The sequence below is a fragment of the Dolosigranulum pigrum ATCC 51524 genome (assembly GCF_000245815.1).
Taxonomy (GTDB): domain Bacteria; phylum Bacillota; class Bacilli; order Lactobacillales; family Carnobacteriaceae_A; genus Dolosigranulum; species Dolosigranulum pigrum.
Map to the genome: position 1 here is coordinate 1,344,770 of NZ_JH601103.1, position 19,542 is coordinate 1,364,311.

General features: G+C 37.8%; 20 protein-coding genes and 1 other RNA gene. 6 read left to right on the forward strand and 15 right to left on the reverse strand.

Annotated features, from left to right (window positions below):
- Positions 1-93: 93 nt before the first annotated feature.
- Positions 94-726, reverse strand: a complete 633-nt coding sequence (locus HMPREF9703_RS06135) for an ABC transporter ATP-binding protein (protein ID WP_040376834.1) — start codon at positions 724-726, stop codon at positions 94-96.
- 2 nt (positions 727-728) lie between these two features.
- On the reverse strand, positions 729-2,753 hold the full coding sequence (locus HMPREF9703_RS06140) for a bacteriocin-associated integral membrane family protein (RefSeq protein ID WP_004636433.1): 2,025 nt from the start codon (positions 2,751-2,753) through the stop codon (positions 729-731).
- Between the two features lie 286 nt (positions 2,754-3,039).
- On the opposite strand from HMPREF9703_RS06140, the gene HMPREF9703_RS06145 reads away from it, so the two are divergent.
- Positions 3,040-3,669: a tetratricopeptide repeat protein gene (locus HMPREF9703_RS06145; RefSeq protein WP_004636434.1), complete on the forward strand. Its 630-nt coding sequence runs from the start codon at positions 3,040-3,042 to the stop codon at positions 3,667-3,669.
- A 116-nt stretch (positions 3,670-3,785) separates the two neighbouring features.
- On the opposite strand, the gene relB is transcribed toward HMPREF9703_RS06145, so the two are convergent.
- The 11 genes from relB to HMPREF9703_RS06200 all read right to left on the reverse strand — a co-directional run bounded on the left by relB (position 3,786) and on the right by HMPREF9703_RS06200 (position 12,293).
- Entirely contained in the window at positions 3,786-4,013 is a 228-nt protein-coding gene (gene relB, locus HMPREF9703_RS06150; RefSeq protein ID WP_004636435.1) for a type II toxin-antitoxin system RelB family antitoxin, read from the reverse strand.
- Between the two features lie 76 nt (positions 4,014-4,089).
- Positions 4,090-4,356: a hypothetical protein gene (locus HMPREF9703_RS06155; RefSeq protein WP_040376835.1), complete on the reverse strand. Its 267-nt coding sequence runs from the start codon at positions 4,354-4,356 to the stop codon at positions 4,090-4,092.
- Between the two features lie 579 nt (positions 4,357-4,935).
- Positions 4,936-5,118: a hypothetical protein gene (locus HMPREF9703_RS06160; protein ID WP_004636436.1), complete on the reverse strand. Its 183-nt coding sequence runs from the start codon at positions 5,116-5,118 to the stop codon at positions 4,936-4,938.
- 127 nt (positions 5,119-5,245) lie between these two features.
- A complete protein-coding gene (locus tag HMPREF9703_RS06165; protein ID WP_004636437.1) occupies positions 5,246-5,842 on the reverse strand; it encodes a response regulator transcription factor in 597 nt (198 codons plus the stop codon).
- The gene (locus HMPREF9703_RS06170) at positions 5,823-7,310 is read right to left on the reverse strand and encodes a sensor histidine kinase (protein WP_004636438.1); all 1,488 of its coding nucleotides are present in this window, start codon (positions 7,308-7,310) and stop codon (positions 5,823-5,825) included. Before HMPREF9703_RS06170 ends, HMPREF9703_RS06165 begins: the two co-directional genes overlap by 20 nt.
- 1 nt (position 7,311) lies before the next feature.
- Positions 7,312-8,010, reverse strand: coding sequence for an ABC-2 family transporter permease (locus HMPREF9703_RS06175; protein ID WP_004636439.1), 699 nt, complete (start codon positions 8,008-8,010; stop codon positions 7,312-7,314).
- A 368-nt stretch (positions 8,011-8,378) separates the two neighbouring features.
- Positions 8,379-9,089 (reverse strand): ABC transporter permease, encoded by a 711-nt coding sequence (locus HMPREF9703_RS06180; protein WP_004636440.1) that lies wholly within the window; start codon positions 9,087-9,089, stop codon positions 8,379-8,381.
- A gap of 185 nt (positions 9,090-9,274) precedes the next feature.
- Positions 9,275-9,493, reverse strand: a complete 219-nt coding sequence (locus HMPREF9703_RS06185) for a hypothetical protein (protein ID WP_004636441.1) — start codon at positions 9,491-9,493, stop codon at positions 9,275-9,277.
- Positions 9,494-9,503: 10 nt separating this feature from the next.
- Complete coding sequence (locus HMPREF9703_RS06190; RefSeq protein WP_004636442.1) at positions 9,504-10,232, reverse strand: ABC transporter permease; 729 nt, start codon at positions 10,230-10,232, stop codon at positions 9,504-9,506.
- Positions 10,216-11,124, reverse strand: a complete 909-nt coding sequence (locus HMPREF9703_RS06195; protein WP_004636443.1) for an ABC transporter ATP-binding protein — start codon at positions 11,122-11,124, stop codon at positions 10,216-10,218. Before HMPREF9703_RS06195 ends, HMPREF9703_RS06190 begins: the two co-directional genes overlap by 17 nt.
- A 758-nt stretch (positions 11,125-11,882) precedes the next feature.
- The gene (locus HMPREF9703_RS06200; RefSeq protein ID WP_004636445.1) at positions 11,883-12,293 is read right to left on the reverse strand and encodes a hypothetical protein; all 411 of its coding nucleotides are present in this window, start codon (positions 12,291-12,293) and stop codon (positions 11,883-11,885) included.
- A gap of 197 nt (positions 12,294-12,490) precedes the next feature.
- Between HMPREF9703_RS06200 and HMPREF9703_RS06205 the strand changes: the two genes are divergently transcribed.
- Entirely contained in the window at positions 12,491-12,844 is a 354-nt protein-coding gene (locus tag HMPREF9703_RS06205) for a DUF2200 domain-containing protein (protein ID WP_004636446.1), read from the forward strand.
- A 91-nt stretch (positions 12,845-12,935) separates the two neighbouring features.
- Here the strand turns inward: HMPREF9703_RS06205 and cls are convergent, their stop codons facing one another.
- A complete protein-coding gene (gene cls / locus HMPREF9703_RS06210) occupies positions 12,936-14,390 on the reverse strand; it encodes a cardiolipin synthase (protein WP_004636447.1) in 1,455 nt (484 codons plus the stop codon).
- Positions 14,391-14,483: 93 nt separating this feature from the next.
- On the reverse strand, positions 14,484-16,166 hold the full coding sequence (locus HMPREF9703_RS06215) for a ribonuclease J (protein WP_004636448.1): 1,683 nt from the start codon (positions 16,164-16,166) through the stop codon (positions 14,484-14,486).
- A gap of 121 nt (positions 16,167-16,287) precedes the next feature.
- On the opposite strand from HMPREF9703_RS06215, the gene HMPREF9703_RS06220 reads away from it, so the two are divergent.
- The 4 genes from HMPREF9703_RS06220 (at position 16,288) to HMPREF9703_RS06230 (ending at position 19,449) form a co-directional block, all read left to right on the forward strand.
- Positions 16,288-17,271: a biotin--[acetyl-CoA-carboxylase] ligase gene (locus HMPREF9703_RS06220; protein ID WP_004636449.1), complete on the forward strand. Its 984-nt coding sequence runs from the start codon at positions 16,288-16,290 to the stop codon at positions 17,269-17,271.
- Between the two features lie 44 nt (positions 17,272-17,315).
- On the forward strand, positions 17,316-18,581 hold the full coding sequence (locus HMPREF9703_RS06225; protein WP_004636450.1) for a replication-associated recombination protein A: 1,266 nt from the start codon (positions 17,316-17,318) through the stop codon (positions 18,579-18,581).
- Positions 18,582-18,681: 100 nt separating this feature from the next.
- Positions 18,682-18,864: non-coding RNA, 6S RNA (gene ssrS, locus HMPREF9703_RS08775), on the forward strand.
- Positions 18,865-18,981: 117 nt separating this feature from the next.
- Positions 18,982-19,449 carry a universal stress protein gene (locus tag HMPREF9703_RS06230; RefSeq protein WP_004636451.1) on the forward strand — a complete coding sequence of 156 codons (468 nt, stop codon included), beginning with the start codon at positions 18,982-18,984 and terminating at the stop codon, positions 19,447-19,449.
- The last annotated feature ends 93 nt before the right edge of the window (positions 19,450-19,542 follow it).

Genomic DNA, 19,542 nt, shown 5'->3' on the forward strand with positions numbered 1-19,542 from the left:
CCTCCCCTGAATTATGTATAAGACAATAATATTCACCCTGAAAAAAGCCAAGTTTCACGGTCTGCCCGCCGTAAACTTGACTCTTAAACAGTCTTATAACCCCGTCACATCAATGACTTCATCGACTTGCTCCCAGACAAGTGGATCGTGTGTGGCGATAATAATAGTTCGCTCTTCGCTCAGCAGCGATAAAATCATCTGAATCACTTCTTTGCCATTTGTCTCATCAAGTGCGGCAGTGGGCTCATCAGCAAGTATCAATGGCGGATTCTTCAAGATTAATTTCGCAATCGCCACCCGTTGCGCTTCCCCGCCAGATAATGTGAACACTTTTTGCTTCAGATCCAAATAGCCCAAATTAACTTGTTCTAGCGCTCGTTTTTGCCTCGATATTTTCTCTGATTTCGATAATTTCTTCCCGACAAATCCTAAGTCCAAATTATCCTTCACCGACTGACTCTCAATTAACCCAAAATTCTGTAATACATATCCCATATGATCGCGGAAATAATGCTGCGACTTCACCTCCGTCAGAGACTTGCCATCATACAGCACCTGCCCACTCTCGAACGGCTCTAAATACGCTAAGATATTTAACAAAGTCGTCTTCCCGCTGCCACTCGCCCCAACTAAGGCATACGATTTCCCCGGCTCAAATCCCACCTGAACACGGTCAAAAATCCGGCGCCCATCAAAGGCTTTTACTAAATTCTGAACTTCTAACATCATTATTTTCCTTTCAGTACGGTCATTGCCGTGTGGTGTTCCCGTCGTGCTTGGATGAATAAGGCACCCAATGCACTGACAGTGAATAAGCCGAATGTACCTGAAGCCACCCCGATACTGCCGGTTAAATACCAAGAGATGCCTGATGAAACCGTAATGACTCCGAGTTGAGCCATCAGGTAGTATTGATGATTTTCCCATGGGCTCATGCCAGCAATGCGTCTAATGAATAACTCACGACGGAACTGCTCGAAATACAATATGTTCATTGACACAAACAGTAGAATTGATGTCACTAAACTTAAGACAGCGCCGGCAATGAGAATGATTAAGTTAGTCTTCATACTCGCCATATTCTGAAGGTACTTCAACTGTCCGCCTTCTACATACGAAACCCACTCATAAACACCGTGTTGTTTAAGTAAATCAATTGTTCCCTCGTAATCAGAGTAAAGCATACTGGCCACATCTGCCCCCCAAGTCAAGAATGTATCTAGAGTTTCTCCCATTGATTTGGGAGTTATAACGACAATAATCGGGTCATCTAAAAATTGTGTTCTAACTATCTCCGCATCATTATATAAGAAACGTTTCTGATTGTTAGGTACATAATCGACAACAGCTTGAAAAGTATAAAGTTGTTCGCTATCTGCATCTAATTCTGCTTTACCATAGCTATTCATATCATCTGTAAATATCTCAATGTATTTTTCACTTTCTGATTTTAATTTTTCAGGAAGGAGCAAGCCAAATTCCCCCTGTTCTAAATGATGTAATTTTTCACGAATAGTAGGAGATACATCAATTCCTTCTCTATCTAAGTAATTAGGTGTTACATAAATTGTATTACCTATAGGAACATAGTCATCTTTATGAATACCATCTGACACATCATTCAATACATATTGCTCTAAGTTATTTCTAACTAGCATAGCATTATAATTTTCTACTGCATCATGAGCAAAATTATACCAAATTTTATCACGTCGGCTACTTTCGGAGGCATTCCCCCCATCTGCTGACATTCCAGCTGATAAAGTCACTAAATCAGGATTGCTTTGCCAAATCTGTTGACCAGATAATAATTCTTGATACTTGCTAGTAGCAACAATCGTTTCATTAATACTCCATCCAACGACAACGACTGCTATCATCTGACCAACTAACATTAAGCTAATTAAACGGTACAATGGAAGTTTCCCTTTAAGTAGATCAACTAACATATGTCGTCTCAAACTCATTAAATAAATTATACTCAAGCCCACTGATATCCCTGAATACATTAGGGGAAGAACCAGCAGACCTATTGCTATAAGACTGATATTAAGCATGGTTGCAAGATCAAGAGCGAATAAAGAAACTAATCCAATCATCAAATTAATCACATATGATGATACAATTAGGATCAAATCTTCTTTCACTGGTCGTAGCGTTACTTGCCATGAAGATTCTCCTGCTAACAATCGAATGCCTGCTAACCTTAAATCTTTTACTCGATAGATGATGGTTAAAGCGGCAAAGGTTAATATAAATATAACAAAACTAATTAACGTTGACATTTCTGCTATTAAAGGCATAATAAGATTTATAGGCGAAGCTTCTCCACTAGTAATCGCTAGGAATCCCATACTATCAAATTCACTTCTCAACAGCTCCGTATCAACTTCACCTGAGACAATTAAATAACTATTGGCCAGGTCACTTTTTCCTGCACTTTCTTCTGAAGCTACTTCTAATTCATCGGGGAGGTCACCTTGACCATACACATCATACGTAAAAAATACTTCACCAGTTTCATTCGGTTCAACAATACGTCTAGCAATCACAATATCATGCTCCCTAGCAAATTGTTCTAATCGTTCAGTTACAGTTTCACGATCAGCTACATGTACATCTTCTTGAATACCAAATATATTAACTGCCTTATATTGTGAGAAATCCAGTTGATGCTTATGTGAATTTATTCCTGTTAATAACAATACTAAAGTCAAAAAAACAGATACTACGACAAATATTTTCTTTATCATTGCTCATTCTTCTTTCTATCTATCTATAAATACAATCTGATTACTTTGTTATTTTAAAAGTAATCAGATTGTAAAAAAATATTGATTCTATCTAGTCAACACCGTAGTAAAAGGCTGCTCTTTCACCAAATTTTGTAGGAATAAATGCCTTTGATGTTTGTTCCTTATTTTTATTAATTTTATTATAACATAATATAGTTATAATAAAATAATTATTTTTAATAAATACTCGAAATATTATTCTGAATCCAGTATAATAAATCAATAGACAAATGGAGTGAAATAAATGATAAATCAAGCATGGGGACAATTTTCGCGTGGAAATATCCCAAAAGCCAAACAACTCGTTGATGATTATATAAATGAACAAGCAACGACTGATTACAATGCATTGAACTTACTCGGCTATATCTATCTAGAAGACGGTAAAATAGATAAAGCTGAATCTACTTACCAACAGTGGCTACAATTAAGCCGTAAAAATCATGATATAGAACAAGAACATATAGCATTACATCAACTGGCGATGGTCTATCGCATGCGTGAAGATTACGGACAAGCATTGGAATTGATTCAACAAGAAGCACGTATTATTGAACAGCACTTTCCTAATAACTTACTTAAACAGTCCGTCAATAACTACGAACAAGGCTACTTAAGAATGAAATTGCAACAACTAAACGAAGCAGTCTCTTTTATGGCTCAAAGTTTAACACAAGCAGAACAAACAGATGATTTAATTGCTCAAGCATGCGCTCAGCGTGGTATGGGTGAAATATGCGTCGCCCAACACAAGCCGTCTCTTGCAAGGAAATATTTCAAGCGAGCGATTCAATTATTTGAACAAGGTGGCGATACTATTGGCGCCCAAGAAGTTCAGCTATTAATGAGTCAGTTGTTCACTGACAAAACTTGACATATTAAAAAAACAAGCCACTGAGACATCTCTCTGATAGCTTGTCTTTTTATTGTAACTGGTACTACTTGTAAATAGCTTTACCGTGCCCAACTGCTAGAGCTAATACGATCAACTCACAGCTCAATTCCTAGTTCCCCAGCTACTTCATCAATCGTAAATGTCTGTAGATCTTTCTCGTGTTCTTCTAGCGCTTCTACTCCAATTGTATAATCTACCTTGTCTTCAATCTCTCTAAGAAGTGCTTGTTTAAGCAGTTGTGATACTGGCTGTCCCGTTAATGTGGCATAGCTATTTATCGCTTTCTCTTCTTCTTTGTTCAATCTTACTGATACAATAGTCATCCTTATCTCTCCTTCGTAATACATTATTCAGAGAAAATCTAATATTTTCTTTTATGGATAACTTATTTTTGATCATTTAAAACAATGCATGCACAATATTAGAAACCAATATCATCAGCGGGAATGACAGAATCAATGTAACATTCAAACTGCCGCACAAGACGGATTTGTTCATAATGGACCCAACCACTCCTACACTCCCGATAATTGGCAACAAAAATATGGTCGCTAATCCGACTGGTTTTAATTCACCAAGTATTTTCTCAATCCAGGTGATGCTTTGGAATAAATCAGTTGGAAGCAGCACGGCTACAGTAAACACAACAACCCTAACCAAAAACATATCTTAGGTAACTGTTTATGTTTGATATTAACACCCCTTTGAATTAATCGTTCGACAGCGGTACATTCTACTTTCATTAATTTGTTTCCAACAACAGTTTACCACTTAAAGAATCCGGTTACAACACTTTGGTCATAGTTTTTTTATACTTCAATTAAATATCTCAATACCACACAAACTAATTATCTACCTTTGGATAACTCACTGCCGGCCAACAAATCGTCCCAACTCTATCTCATCGACAACCGCATGCTGGATAGCCACTTAAAGCAACTCCACCAACATTACAGTGCGAAATTAGAGCTGTTCCACTCTATCGTTGCCAATCACCCAATTAACCAGCACTTACCCTACCTACCGCCACGCGCTCTCAAGACACATCAACCTGCGTGACTTAATCAAAACCTGCCAACGACACCACCTGCCCAACTCACTTGACAGTGATCACTTCCCATTGCTATTAGAGCTATCCACCATTCCCCTAGACACACTCGAAGAAATCACCCAGCAGCTGCTTGATATTATCTTAAGTCTACTCCAATAAAAAAGCCTCAGTACCTTCACTGAGACTTCATCTATTTAATCATCATAATACCCTTGCTGTTTCAAGTGATTGCGCCAGACGAAAAAGAAAATAACACACAAGATTGCGCCAATCAGGGGAACGACATTAATGCTGTGCATTGTAATATAGCGATTCACTGTCAGATAAACTAATATACCTGCTAAGGCTAGCAGACTATACGGTGCATATTTCATCATAATCTCCTCCATTACCTAATCTACCCCCAGTTTACTCCCCAATTCAGCGCAATGCATGAGTAAATCAAGCAATCATTCAAAGCGCAAGATCCGTATACCCCAAAAGTCATCTTTCTCCCGCCACCGATCACTTCAAATAACCTAACTCCCGGGCTTTCTGGATCGCTTCAATCGTGGAGTTCACTTCTAGCTTGTCCATAATACTCTGCATATGATTGGTCAGTGTGCGCTCAGAAATATAAAGCTCTTCAGCGATCATCTTCCGCTTCTTGCCTGTCGCAATAGCCCCTAACAACTCTCGCTCGCGTGGTGTCAACTCATCAATAAACCAATTCTCCGTTGTAAAATGCCGCCCACCATCTTTCACATGCTTGAGTAGGCTCAATAAATCTTCGGTATCAATATTTTTATTGACAAAGCCGCTTAACTCCAACTTGTGCGCCTGATATTCATACACCGGCAAATCAAAGCCCGTCAGCATCAGAATCGGCACGTCCACCACCGCTTGAATCTGCTCTGCCAACTCGAACCCATCTTCACTGAATCCCTTATCTAAATTAATATCCAACACTAACACATCATATACTGTCAACTCGCTTAGATCATCAGGTAACTCCCCTTCACTATTAATCATATCCACTTGCACATCACTTGTTGTCTGATCTAGCACTAATGCCAAACTTTGCGAAAATAACTTATGATCATCAATTAACAAAATCTTCAATTATCTCGCCTCCCATCACACTGAACTCAACCCGCATCCGCAACCCCCGTGGACGATTCGCCTCTATATACAGTTGGCCACCAATTGCTTCCACTTGCTCTTGGATCACGTACAACCCATGACCAATCTCAAGATGCGATCCCTTCTCAAAGCACCCATCATCTTCCACCAACACAATTATCAACTCATCGTACGCTGCCACATGAATATCTAACTGATTCGCCTCTGCATGCTTGTACACATTATGAATCAACTCCCTGAGCCACCGATAAACTAGCACATCATACGGCTCTGGTAAAGTCAAATTCCGATTCATCGAAAAAGATGTCGACACAGCTTGATTCGGATATGTCTGCTCTAGTGACCGCACAAGCAGACGATAGTTCTCTTGCAAAGTTAAGTGCTTGGATAATTGTGGACTATACTGATTCATCTGCTGGCGCAATTGATCATTTAAAGCTGACAATTGCTCCCGCAAGAACGCTTGTGTCTTCTCAGACGGCTCCAACGTGGTCATCTTGATCAATACATTAATATCTTGCAAAACATCATCGTGTAAATAATTGGAGAAATCTTGTTTTAGAGCCTCTTCTTTTTTTATTAATACCAACGTATTTATATCTCTATTTTCACTTGATCTAATAAGCAGAAGTATATACTGAATACTCCCCACACTATATAAAATAAAAATAACAATCCATGAAGGTATATCGATCACTAATATAAACAAATAAATGCATAGCAATAAAGAAAAGATTAACCCTAACCATTTCTGCCCATAACGTATCATAGATTTCTGATCAAAACCTGCAATTAACATCAATAAAACATTCATTAATGTAATAAAAAACCACCATAATTGTGTAAAGACAAAATATTTATAAATTGATAATATAACAATACCTAGCCAAGGGACCAATTGTATTGCAAATAAGCTTACTAATAGCCAATAACCAATATGATCTTTTTTCATATATGTAAAATAATTTATTCGATTCTTAATAGATACAAATGATGAAATAACGATATAACCGACATAACCCAATACTATCCAATGTGTATAGTTTGTCCATAATCCGACAATTGTTATACTGCCGATGAGTAATCGCTGTTTCAACAATGACATATCTATAAACTGAGTTAACAAACTACTAATGCACAGAAACAATATATTTAATAAGCCAATTAATAGCAAATAGTGAACAATTATTGGTAGTCGAACCTGATCAATCAATGATAATATTTGAATTTGGGATAATCTAAATGTCCATACAATTAACTGATCTATCTGAGTTCTCACCCCAATAATAGTCAACATGATATAATCAAATAGCAACAAAACAATCCATATTATAGCTGGAATAATTAATAAATTTTGAGCATTTCTATACATCAAAAACAGATAAACTACCACACCTAAAAATCCAATGTGATACATAATATCTAACTTGATACGTCCTATCTTCACACTATCTCTCCTTATTTTTTTGATAGTGATGTTGCCATCTAACTAGTATAAAACTTACAACACAGACACCAATAATAACAACATAATGATACCAATTAAACCCACTATGTCCCGCACTGTAGTACATATATAAATACGGATTAACTAACCACAGATCTTGTCCAAGTGGAGCAAAAGCTAACATCACACTTGCAACGGCAATAATCACAGGTAAAAAGTCATTCATCGTTATTCTGTAGATAATAAAACTGATATTCACAAGTGACACAATGCTGATAACGGACAAACCACTGTATATCACAACAGACCAAATTCCTTCACTCGTTAGCCCACCTCTAAAGAACATCAAGACAAATGGTATCATCACATAACTTAAATACAGCAAGGGTAACGCGATAAGAAAGAACTTCCACGTCGATTGAGATAATTTCTGGGGTTTCACCCCTTTTAACACAAAATTTTGCATGCCCTTATGTTCTGTAGCCGCATAAATCGATAACGTAATAAATATGGGGGCTAGTGCTGGGAAGATAATCCCACTGAACCACTCTAAACTTGCAATATAAAATACATTCGTCTCCAATTCTGGTGTTTTCATTGCTATAAATGTTTGAAGTCCCACAACTAGCAACATAAATAAACATAACGCAACAACACTAATTCTTCGTTTGAATTTCAATAATTCCAGTTTTAAGAACATTTGCTTCGCCTCCTATAATTTGAATTGTTTAACAATAAGTATCATCATACCAGATGCAATGATAATGTTTAATCCATCTGTAGCTTGTATTCATTTTTAATGAGTGTCCATATATCCGTCATCTCCGTCCGTTAAGTCTAAGAAAATCCTCTCTAAGTTCTTGTTCGGTGTGATTTCAAATATAGCAATATCACGATCTAACAATGCTTTAACTATTTCAGGGATACGTTGCTTAAACGATTTGATTTGGAATTTGTGTTCCTTATTGGTAAATGAGATGCCTTCTTCGCTTCTTTTTGTGTGATTTTCGATGACTCTGTGTGTATTTTATATTGACTTTTTAAAAAAATCATGAGTAAAATAGGCAACTATAACTTAAATTGCTTAATCACAGTAGATATTAGAATAATTGAAAAAATAATATTTTGGATAATCAACCGTACATTCTCTACAATATTAAAATGATCTATATCATTTAAGTAAAAACCAGATGATAATGGTATGATATAAATTAACCAAGTTTCTCCAACCATTCCAACTATTCCAATGAATACCAGTATCATAGAAATAGATACCTTAGTGTTTGCTATCAAAAAATGAGTACTCAATTGTGCTGTGAACAGAAATAGTCCTAATAGAGTAGTGCTAATAGGGATCAACCAAACAAAAAAAAGGTCAACTTGACGCTGCCAATAAAATGCAGATAACCCTAGAAATATTCCCCAAACGCAAATATTATATGCTATCCAATAGAACAAGCATACCACATACTTTGTCCATAAGATTTTTGACTTATTTTTTATGCCTAAAAAATACATCTCCCAAGTTCTTTGTTCGAACTCGCTTGAAATGAAATAATAACCCAAAACTCCCGCAATTATCGGCGTAAATATCGTAGCTATTAGAGAATAGATGATGCTGTTGTCCTGAAATATCGTTTTAGCTAGTGTCCCCCCACCTTCTGCTCCAAATAATGATCTCGCAAGAAACACTTGCATCATGCCAACGACTAGTAGAACAATATACAATAATTTATTTTGCCCGTGTGTATTGAATTCTTTTTTTAGTAGTGTTTTCATTTTTTTAATCCTTTTCGTATAATTCTTTCTGCTTATCAAAAAGAGGAAACCCACCATATTACCAGTCGGATTTCGCACGATATCATTTTTTAACTCTATTTACTCACAATTTTTATATGCGCTAACCACTAAGATATCTACACAAACATCGGAAACTGTACCAGGATAGCTTTTTATAAGTGTCTTTAACAATCCGGGCCTTTTCCACCTCCCAATACTTCTAGCTTTTCAACTGTTATGTCAATAGTACCAAAAGGTTTAGTTAGTTCAGGATGTTGAAAGTTTGAGTCTTCAACATGAAGTGCTACCATTATCTGTAGACTAACAACTACTAACATAGATAGCAATAACAAGATAACACTTAATCCACGTTTGAATTTTAATAACTTTAATTTTAAAAACATATTGTGTCCCCTATAAGTTAAATTTTTTGCTAACAAATAGCATTAAAATTATAGCTCCAAAAATATTTAATCCGATAATACCCAAAAAGTACATCACATTAAATTGAACGATAACCAGTAAATATTGAGAAGTCAATGAGACTACAATATAACTCATAAATTTACTAATGCGTCCCATCAATATTATTAAAATAATTAAAACAACTGCAAAAGTAATTGCTGACGTCCCATTACTAATAAAGTAATGGGCCATCAATTGGAGCGTAAATAAAATAAGAGATGAAAATATGAGAGATAATAATGCTAACATTGAGAATTGCCAATCAACAGATAATTTAAAGTACGTCATTTGGATAATTAAAAAAAGTATATATGCAATGACTTGGTAGCCCCAATAATACAGAGTACTAGTTATAAACTTTGACCACAATATTTTCTTTTTATCTCCTGTGCCTAATAACAACATTTCCCATGTATTATTCTTATATTCCACCGATATTATATAGTAACCTATAATAGCGCCAACTATAACCGTAAAGAAAAATGAACGACCTAGATAAAATGCATTATTTACACGAAATGGTGCTTTTAAAAATGGAGAATTCACCGTAATGGTATCAAAAAATTTAATCATCATGGTTACCATTAATACCTGCAGTAAACTAATAATACCTAATATAATGTAAAATACAGGTTGACTACCTTTAGTCTTAAATTCATTTTTAATGAGTGTCCACATGTCCGTCATCTCCGTCCGTTAAGTCTAAGAAAATCCGCTCTAAGTTCTTGTTCGGTGTAATTTCAAATATGTCAATATCGTGAGTCATTAATGCACTAATCACTTCAGGAATACGTTGCTTAGACGATTTAATTTGGAATTTGTGTTCCTTGTTTGTAAAGGAAATCGCTTCTTTGCTAAGCACTGATTCGGTTTGCTCAATGTTATCTACTTCCAGTAAGTAAGAACTTTCGCCACTTGCGTATAATTCATCAAGCTCTCCTTCAAAAATCAATTTACCATTTTGGATAATGCCAATCATATCAGCAATCGATTCCAATTCTGAAATATTATGACTTGAGATAAAAATCGTCTTCCCTTGCTCTTTAGACAATGAATACAGTAATTCTCGAATTTCCACAATGCCTTTCGGATCCAGTCCATTCGTTGGCTCATCTAAAATCAAAATATCTGGATCATTTAAAAAGGAGAACGCTAATCCCAACCGTTGTTTCATTCCAAATGAATACTCAGCAATTGTTTTGTTCTTCGCGTCGGTCAAGCCAACAATCTCCAGTACGCGATCAATCTCATCTTTAGATTCTTCTAAGACATCTTGAATAATTGCTAGATTTTCATATGCCGTTAAATTCTCGTAATACGTCGGTGTACTGATAAACGCTCCGAACGCTTTTGCTTTATTCTCTAGCTGATTTAATTCCTTCCCATCAAAAGTGACTGTCCCACTACTCGCCGGCGTCAATCCAGTCAAAATCTTCATTGCGGTTGTTTTCCCCGCACCATTCGCTCCGATAAATCCATAAATCTTGCCTTCTGGAATGGTAATATTAATATCTTGCAAAATTTGTTTTCGGCCGTATTTTTTGTTGACATTATTAAATGTGATATTCATGTTTATCATCTCCTAGATTTAGTACTTATCGGCTTTTTTTACATAATCCTCATCTAATTTATTTTTTTCTGCTTTTATTGTCTTCTTGTGTTTCTTATTATGTCAACTCCCGTACATCCCTTTTGTTACAACTGTATTCTATCTCACAAATTGATCAATCACATGAGTAAAATTGGCAATATTAGATTTTCTACTTGGCATATGTATTTTTCGTTGAAAATGACTAATCATATATCGCATGAGATACTCTTCAAAAATTCCCTCGTCATTCTAGAGGGGAAGCATAAATTAATAGTAACGTATCAATCAATTAAAAATGCTGATAAAGTAAGACAACTGTTAGCCCTCTTTATCAGCATAAATATTTATCTCTACTTATAAGCTCAATGTGAATAAACAAGGTATGATTAATTTTCTCTCTTTTTTTGATAGTTGCGCCACACAAAAAATCCAGTAATACATGCAATAATGATTATTGGATCATCTAAATTAAGAGATCTCGAAGCTATTATTTTTTGTACAAAACTATATAAAAAAACGGCTGCGACTATCAATAATGTATATGGTAAATATTTCATATAATTACCCCTTCTAAAAATAATCTAAACCAAAAACATTACATCTTATTTTGTCAACTTTGTGTATTCCATTTTATTACAACTACATTCTACCCTACACAACTATCTCGCACATGAGTAAATTAGGCAATGCTATTAATTCCCTAAAATGACTTTAATCATGGAACACTTTACAATAATTCACTCCTTATCAATCTGCTGCTGATACGTAGTTAAGACTTGACGAAGTGTCGTTAGTTCAGTCAGTAATTGTTTGATCTCATCTTGTACTTTAAGATCAGTAAAGGCATTATCGAAGAATATATCAAAAAATTGGCGCGATGTTGAGTGATCAAAGGAGCTATGCACCTGAATATTGGCATCTTGCAAATTATGTTTCAAAGCATTTAATTGAGGTTGGAGTTTTTGTAGGTCACTGCTAATGTTTTTCATTTTTTTGCGCTTAACCATGCTTGAGAACAAATCGCCTCCTAACAAGTCTACCCATGACCACTGTTTAGCCGATTTTAGTTGGCTAATCATTTTATCGAGTTGTGTCATAGTGTCGTGTAGTTGTAGCTGTAGGTTTTGGTAGTGTGATTCCTGATTCATATGAAACATCTCCTTATTTGTAGGGCTACTATCTAGCCTTATTTTATCATATTGTCCGTCGAAACCCATGAGTATTTCAGGCAATCGCTGCTCATTTCATCTTGTTTTACCGATAAGTCTAGCCCGGGCAACTTGACTCATTCACATTATATGAGTTTAGTTTCGTATGTTATAATGAATGTGAAGGAGATGATGACATGGCGAGACATAAGATTTTTGATATGGCGGTGAGTGCGGTGTATCCGCATTATGTCAACAAGGCTGAGAAGAAGGGTAAGACTGCTGAGCAAGTGGATGAGCTGATGTGTTGGCTAACAGGCTACAGCCAAGATGAGTTGCATGAACAGTTGGAGGCTAATGTATCATTCAAAAAATTCTTCGACCAAGTGCCTAAGTTACATCCAAATCGTACATTAATCAAAGGAGTTATCTGTGGGAAACGTGTTGAAGATATCGAAGATCCGCTAATGCAAAATATTCGCTACTTGGACAAATTAATAGATGAACTTGCACGAGGCAAAAAATTCGAAAATATAAAACGTACCCAATGATACACATCAACAGGGGGTCATCCTTGTTTATACATACTGAAAAACTCCGTACTCATCGAAACAATAATGATGGTACGGAGCTTTGTATATATTATAAGATAGGACTGAATAAGCGAGAGAATTGTTGCTTGAAGCGTTCCCAGAGTGAGTAGTTGGCAATAATATCCGGCGTTAATTCATAAGCATGTTGTAAGTCACTCATATATTGAGCATGATAGGCTTGGGCTAGTTTTTCACTATACATGAAGGTATTAACTTCGAAGTTCAACTTGAAGCTACGGATATCGAAATTAGCTGTTCCGATACTTAACATCTCATCATCTACAATTATAGTCTTCGCATGCAAGAAGCCCCCATCGTAAATATGCACATGAGCGCCGTATTCAACTAATTGCTCAGCATAACTCAACGTTGCCTGATAAATAAAGGGATGATCCGGTTTGTTTGGAATCATGACATGAACCTCTACCCCTGACTTAGAGGCGATATCAATCGTCTCTAACACGGCATCATCTGGCACTAAGTACGGTGTCTGGATATAAACAGATTCACGTGCTAAGCTAATCATCTTAATAAAGCCTTTTTTGATCTGTTGTTCGGTGCTATCCGGACCGCTAGAGACAATTTGCAAATCGACATCACCTGTTGTCTCTTGAATAGGAAAATACTGGTTATCGTAAGGAACTTGTTGTGCCTCATCAGCTGATGCATTCCAATCGGTTAAAAAGCGGGTCTGCAATGGGAGTACCCCATTACCGACAATTCGGACATGCGTGTCACGCCAATAACCCATTTCCGGATATTCTCCTAAGTAATCATCCCCGACATTGAAGCCCCCAGTGTAGCCAATCTTTCCATCAATTACAACTATTTTTCTGTGATTACGATAGTTCAAGCGCATATTTAAAATATGCATCCGTTCACCGAATGATGGACAGGCTTGCCCACCGAATGATTTTAATTTCTTAAAAAATGATCGCGTCATCCACCGAGTACCCACCGGATCGTATAGAACACGTACTTCGACACCTTGATTAGCCTTCTCTTCCAGTGCATCCACAATGGCACGACCAATCTTATCCCCTCGAAAAATATAATAAACGAGATGAATATGATGCTTGGCTTGCTTAATATCTTCCAATAACTGATCGAACTTTTCCTTACCATCCGAATAAATATCAACTTCATTATCACGTGTTAGTGCTGCATTATCCAATCCTTGGAACAGAGAAACCATTTCCTTTTTATTATTAGAAAATACTTCATCCCTTGCTTCATGTTGATGTTCATATCGTTCGGTTAAGGTGTCTTTCAATTCGCGTAATCCAATCTGATCCTGTTGCTTAATATCGTAAATATCTTTATCACTCATGCCTCGACCGAAGAACAAATAAGCAATAAATCCAATCCCCGGCAACATAATAAGGGCTAAAAGCCATGCCCAAATCGAGGCTATATCACGAGTCTTGTCACGAAAGATGGTAAAGATAGCTAAGGTCGAGTTGATGATTATAAACCACCAAAAAATAGTTGAGATATATGACATATTAATCTCCTTTTTATGTAGATAAGAGCAGAGCTAACTTAGAAGCTCCGCTCTCCCTTTGACTATATTTTATAGGATACAAACAGTCCTCAATTATTTATCATACCAGCGTCTTTGGTTCACTTCCATAATAACCGGTAAGATAATTGGGCGCCGTTTTGTTTCTTTAAAGAGGTAATCGCTCAATTCATTGCGAATCTCTGACTTAATCGAACCCCAATCGAAATCATTATGCTTCAAGTTTTGTTGGATCACTTTTTCCACAATTGTAGTCGATTCATTAATAAGGTCATAATTAGCTTTCACAAAGACAAAGCCTCGTGTAACAATGTGGGGGTTGGCAACAATCTTTTGTTTGCGACGGTCAATCGTTACGACAGCCACGAAGATTCCGTCGTTAGACAGTAGGCGACGATCACGTAAGACAATATTGCCAACATCTCCAATACCAATACCGTCAACTAAGGTATTATCAGCTGGAACCGTTCCGGTACTGTGCATTTTGCCTTTTTTGTACTCCACAACATCCCCATTGCTTAAAGTAAAAATGTGTTCGTGTGGAATACCTGTCTCATGCGCTAAGCGAGCGTGGGCGGCTAAGACGCGGTACTCTCCTTGGACGGGAATAAAGTATTCCGGGTGAAGTAAGTTCATCATCAATTGCAGATCATTCGGTGTCGCATGTCCACTTGCTTTAATTTGGTTGGATAACTTGACCACTTCGCCTCCTGAACGATAAATCAAGTTCTCACATTCAGCTACTTCCACTTCCATCGCTACTGATGGGTTGGTTGCAATAAAGACAGTATCTTCATTGCGAATACCAATGTTAGGATGTTGATTAGTTGCCATCTCGCGTAAAGCTTTAATCGGTTCTCCACTTGAGCCAGTTTCCAAGATAACAGTCTCATCATCGTGGAACTTCTCCAAGTCCGATATAGATTGTAAGATGTCTTTTTTCGGCAATGTTAGTTTTCCTAAGTCAATAGCTACATTAATAATATCTTGGGATTTTGAGCTAGAGATAAAGACTTTACGATTCGTCGCGTGGGCTGCATTAATGATTTGCTGGATGCGCAGTAAGTTACTCTGGACAGCTGCTACAATAATACGAGTCGGCGCATCTTGGAAGATCTCTGTCACAACACTTTGAACTCGTTTATCTGGTGCATTCTCTTCAAGACTTTCCGCTCCTAGTGATGAGCTAAGCAACGCTAGAACGCGTTCTTTCCCAATATCTGAAATATGGTTTAAGTTCGTACGGTACGGACCATCTGCACTCTGATCAAACTTAAAGTTCCCCGTATAAACAACATGTCCTTCCAGTGTTTCGATAGAAATCCCCATAGCATCAGGAATCGTGTGCGTCACTTGGAAGAAATGCACCTTCACCTCACCGAAGTCAATCGCCAGACTGGAATCTACAACATGATAATCAGAGAAGTTCCCTTTCCCAATCACTGATTCAACTTGTAAGCGAGCCAGCTCAATCGTCAACTCGGACCCGAATACAGGCACATTGAATTCATCGATAAAGTACGGTAATGCTCCTATCGCATCTTCATGTCCGTGTGATAAAAATACACCGGCAATGCGCTCTTTATTTTGCTTTAAATAAGTGAAGTCAGGAATCACGGCATCGATACCGTATAATTCACCTTCTGGGAACATCAATCCACAGTCCAATACGAATATTTGGGTATCCACCTCCACTACATACAAACTTTTACTATTTTCGCGAACCCCACCTAAGGGGATAATTTTAACATTTGACACAATAATTCTCCTTTATTTGATCTACTTTTATCTATATTCTCATATTCATTGACTACAGTTCATTTCGTCCTTATAATTATAGCATAGACTGACTAATTTTCATAATTTAGAAGGAGTTCTTATGCATTCTCATCTTATTTTTCAATTAAATAAACAATTCCCTAACCCCGTCCCAACAGAAACACTAAGTCAACAATTCAATTGTTCTGCTGCTGAGATTACCGAAGCGGTGGAAGAATTACGAGCGCTAGGTCTCGTCATTCATTCATACAATAGTGGCTTGCAATTAGCTTCGCCTCTCTATTCTATCCCTGGCATTAAGACCTATCTCAACACACAAACTTTCGGCAATCAGGGGTTATATCTCTTTGAAACGATTGATTCTACGCATACATATGTTAGTAATAACTTATCGACCATCGATCATGGCAGTGTCCTCTTAGCATACAGTCAGACAGCTGGACGTGGACGTCGCGGGCGAAAATGGTCCAGTCCCATTGGTAAAAGTCTCTCTCTCAGCATCGTGTTGAAGGAGTTCGCTGCTCAGATGAAACCGACTCTCTTAACGCAACTGACGGCTGCTGCTCTGCAGCAAGCCCTGTCAGAAACCGGTCTACCTATAGCAATAAAATGGCCCAATGATTTACTTATCAACCGACGAAAAGTAGCGGGCGTTTTAACTGAAGCCATGTTTGAACGCCAAGTTTTACAAGCTATTACAATCGGTATCGGAATCAATCTCAATCAGTCTCAGACAGACTTCCCCACTGAAATCCATACAAAAGCAACATCACTTGCCTTAGAAACAGAGGCCCCTTTTTTTGCAGATAAATTAATTGCACAGTTTTTACAATATTTTGAGCAATTTTACCAAGACTACCAGCAATCCCTCGATCCAGAACCCTTTTTATCTATTTGTCGGCAAGAATCAGCGGTTATTGGCGAAATTGTCACTGTTGTTCAGGGAGATAAGCGCCGAGATGTTGAGGTGCTAGGCATTGAAGCAACCGGAGAACTTCTCGTACGCGATCTCTCTTCGCAAGAACAGATGACATTGATTAGTTCTGAAGTATCCTTGCGCAATCCCGATGGTAGCTATATATAACTTTTAAACCTTGATTTATAAATATCTAAGAAAGGATAATTCAGATGAAACAACCCTTAGCTTATCGCATGCGACCCGAATCTATTGATGAAGTCGTCGGACAGCAACATCTTGTCGGCGAAGGTAAAATAATTTGGCGAATGGTGGAAGCCAAACGTCTGAGCTCGATGATTCTCTATGGTCCCCCAGGTATTGGTAAAACCAGCATCGCCAGCGCCATTGCGGGTTCGACCAAATATGCCTTCCGAATGCTGAATGCAGCCACTGACTCCAAATCTGACTTGAATGTGGTCGTAGAAGAAGCCAAAATGAGTGGGACTGTTATTTTGCTTCTTGATGAAATCCACCGCTTAAACAAGCCAAAACAAGATTTTCTTCTGCCACACTTGGAGAGTGGACGTATTATTATGATTGGAGCAACAACGGAAAATCCATACTTATCCATTCACCCGGCTATTCGAAGTCGAAGTCAGATTTTTGAACTCAACCCCTTGCAAGAAGCTGATATTATCTCAGCGCTAAACCGTGCTCTAGATGATGACACGAATGGATTAGGGCATTTGGAACTAACAGTGGATGAAGCAGCACTCAGACACTTCGCCCGCGCGACGAATGGTGACTTAAGAAGTAGCTTGAATGCCTTAGAATTGGCGGCTGAATCAACTGCTCCCACTAACGGAACGATTCATATTACCTTACCAATCGCTGAAGAATGTATTGGTCGCCAAGCACTTACCCATGATAAGGATGGTGATGCTCACTATGATGTTATCTCCGCCTTCCAAAAATCAATTCGTGGCAGTGATGTGGATGCATCACTCCATTATTTAGCTCGGCTAATGGTCGCTGGTGAGCTAGAAGTAGCCTGTCGCCGCTTAATGGTGACAGCTTATGAAGATATTGGCTTAGCTAATCCAGCTGGTGCTGCCCGAGCAGTGACTGCTGTTCAAGCAGCTCTCCGCCTAGGCTTACCTGAAGCTCGGATTCCACTAGCCAATGCGGTCGTCGAACTCGCCCTCTCTCCTAAATCTAATACAGCTTATAAAGCACTGGATCAAGCTATTAGTGATATTAGAGAAGGAAAAGCCGGTGAAGTTCCCAAGCACTTAAAAGATACTCATTATTCAGGAGCCGATTCACTCGGACGCGGCCAAGGATACAAATATCCTCATAACTATGATAATGCGTGGGTTAAGCAAGATTATTTACCTGATCGCCTTGCTAAAGCACAATATTACATGCCAAAAACAAATAGCAAATTTGAAACCGCCCTTTCTCGACAATTTGAAAAATTTAACACGGATCAATAATGTGCTATTTAAATACGTAGTCACATAGAGAATGCTTCCGATTTGAAAGAATTGGTGAGAGCAATTGACATTTTTTCACTGACATGCTAATATATAAGTGAGGTATCTGAGGTGTTCGAGTTGTCTATTTAACGAGTTGACCGAACATTTATACATTGGGATTCGAAAGCTCATGTTCATGACAAGCCTTTTCACTTGGACGTCAGATGCGTGAGTGGAGAAGCCCACCTGCAAATAGCGGGTACAACCTTTCAGACAACGGATCGGCACCAGTGGATACCTCGTACATAAAAAATGGTCACTGATTATCTTATATCAGTGGCTTTTATTATTATCTTTTGTGAAACCGTTTGATTTTTGGTATACTGTACATAACAATTAAGTGAAAGGAATGAGACAAATGTTACAAGAATATCAACGAATACTTGTCGCAGTTGATGGATCTGAGAGTGCTAACCGTGCATTGCGAAAAGCGGTTGCTGTCGCAAAACGGAATGATGCCACGTTGTTTATTACTCACGTGATTGACACTCGCGCTTTTCAACCGTACGAAGCTTTTGACGCTAGTGTATCTAAATCAGCGAAATCCGAAGCTAACTCTACCTTAAATGCATGCAAGTTATATGCCGAAAACCATGGACTGAGTGATGTACATCTCCTCTTAGAACACGGCTCACCGAAAAAATTGATCGCCCGTGACTTGCCAAATGATTATGATATTGACCTGATTATGCTTGGCGCAACCGGACTAAACACGGTCGAACGCTTCTTCATCGGTTCCGTCTCTGAAAATGTTGTCCGTTCTGCTCTCTGTGACGTTCTTGTCGTTCGAACTGATACAGAAAACAATTATGAAATTGGACACTAATCGACATAAATAGATTCATCATTTAAGCATCTAGCTGTCTCACTTTTTGTGATGGCTGGCTGCTTTTTTATAAAACCATGCAGTTAACAACCC